The sequence below is a fragment of the Halalkalibacterium ligniniphilum genome (assembly GCF_000334155.1).
GTDB classification, from domain to species: Bacteria; Bacillota; Bacilli; order Bacillales; family Bacillaceae_D; genus Halalkalibacterium; species Halalkalibacterium ligniniphilum.
Genome location: NZ_ANNK01000149.1, coordinates 1 through 1676 on the forward strand (window position 1 = coordinate 1; position 1676 = coordinate 1676).

Annotated in this window: 2 protein-coding genes and 2 tRNA genes; all 4 read left to right on the plus strand. The window is 38.8% G+C overall.

Annotated features, from left to right (window positions below; translation table 11 throughout):
• Window positions 1-73 precede the first annotated feature (73 nt).
• The 4 genes from BLT_RS0118425 to BLT_RS22785 all read left to right on the plus strand — a co-directional run bounded on the left by BLT_RS0118425 (window position 74) and on the right by BLT_RS22785 (window position 1218).
• Window positions 74-148 (plus strand) — tRNA-Asn (locus tag BLT_RS0118425).
• A gap of 4 nt (window positions 149-152) precedes the next feature.
• Window positions 153-228 (plus strand) — tRNA-Thr (locus tag BLT_RS0118430).
• 419 nt (window positions 229-647) lie between these two features.
• Entirely contained in the window at window positions 648-848 is a 201-nt protein-coding gene (locus BLT_RS0118435) for a hypothetical protein (RefSeq protein WP_017729219.1), read from the plus strand.
• A gap of 205 nt (window positions 849-1053) precedes the next feature.
• Window positions 1054-1218, plus strand: a complete 165-nt coding sequence (locus BLT_RS22785) for a YjcZ family sporulation protein (RefSeq protein WP_017729220.1) — start codon at window positions 1054-1056, stop codon at window positions 1216-1218.
• The last annotated feature ends 458 nt before the right edge of the window (window positions 1219-1676 follow it).

The window sequence follows — 1676 nt, forward strand, 5'->3', positions numbered from 1 at the left end:
CGTTAAGCTCTTCAGCGCCGATGGTAGTTGGGGGCTTCCCCCTGCAAGAGTAGGACGTTGCCAAGCACACTAATCCACAGTAGCTCAGTGGTAGAGCAATCGGCTGTTAACCGATCGGTCGTAGGTTCGAGTCCTACCTGTGGAGCCATTTTGCTTCCATAGCTCAGTCGGTAGAGCACTACCATGGTAAGGTAGGGGTCAGCGGTTCAAGTCCGCTTGGAAGCTCCAGATGAATCCTAATAATGACGCACCTTTCAGCGATTGCTGAAAGGTGCTTTTTGATTTTTAATTACTGATTTTGCAAACCTTTAAGATAGATATGATCGAAGAAAAGGACAACGACTAACGCAAATCGTCTCCTTTTCTATAGTATGAATTTTTTCTTCACTCCTGCATGTATGCGAAAGGCTTTATGAAAAATTGAACAAACATCCTGCTATATTCTGAAATCTTGTATCCAAAAATCTTCTTTTTATATACAAGAGTGGATTTTAATGCTCAGTCGATGTGTTTGTCTACTCCGTTCTCAAAATTATACATATTTTACTATTGGATATTGCTATGTAGCAATGTTCATGGAAGGTACTCGTTTAGTAAGCTTACCTTCTATCAGTTAACAAACGATTCTCAAGAAAGGAGGTATACAGGTGCACAATTTAATTATGCAACACTATGGGCATGAGGTTGAGGTGCGTGATCATGATGGTAGAGTGTATAGAGGGTCAATAGATGGGGTCAATCAAACTCGAGGAATGTTTATTCGTGACCGTTTTTTTAGACGAATATTTATTCCTTTTTTCTTAATTGCATCTATTTTTTCATTCCGCTTTAGAAGACGTATTTTTTAAGTAAAACAATATCAAATCAGCCCCTAATGAATTCGATCGTTTTATCTAACATTCCGCTAGAAGCACATTCACTTTTTACCTTTGTTCATAAAATAACTTAGTCCTCATTTGAAAGGTATTGAATGGTTAAATCTTTTACTTTTATCTTTCATCATGGACTAATAAGCATGAGGTAATGAACTTCTTAACGGGAGGAGGCTGTATTATGGGTCACGATTATGGATATGGTTATGGCGGACCAGTTGCTGGTCAATATGCACCAGCTGCTGGTTACGGTCAACGCAAATGTGACGGATTTGCTTTAATCGTTGTTTTGTTCATTTTGTTAATTATCGTCGGGGCTGCGATGATGAGAGATCATGACTACTAGAAAGAAGTTTCTAGGAAGCGAAGTTGCCTTGTAAAAGTAAGCAAAAAGCGAAAGCGTCTTGTTCAACCGCGACAAGTACTGGAAGCCTGTCAACGTGTTGTTAGATTTTAGGCGGACTTTCACTGGCTGAAGTAACCTCGAGCGGCTAGGCGCTCGAGCTGACTGCTTTGAAAAAATATCACAAATAAGGCTGAGATTAAAAGCTCTCTTATAGGAGGGCTTTCTTTCTTTGTTTGCTTGTTTCTTTCCGTTATACAATCTTGCTAATGATTTGCCAATATATAAGTCGTTCAGAATGCATCAATCATCTATAAAAGAAAGAAACTTCTGGAACAAAAGCTTATATTTCAATAAGGGTTTCTCTTTATAATTTGACAGTCCCTTCACACTATTCATATAAGTACTTGATGTTAATGGTTCCTCTACGAATGGACTCTGGAAACAGTAGACCTTTTCAG

Coding starts and splice junctions, on each gene's coding strand:
- BLT_RS22785 (WP_017729220.1), top strand. CDS start 1,054: ATGGGTCACGATTATGGATATGGTTATGGCGGACCAGTTGCTGGTCAA.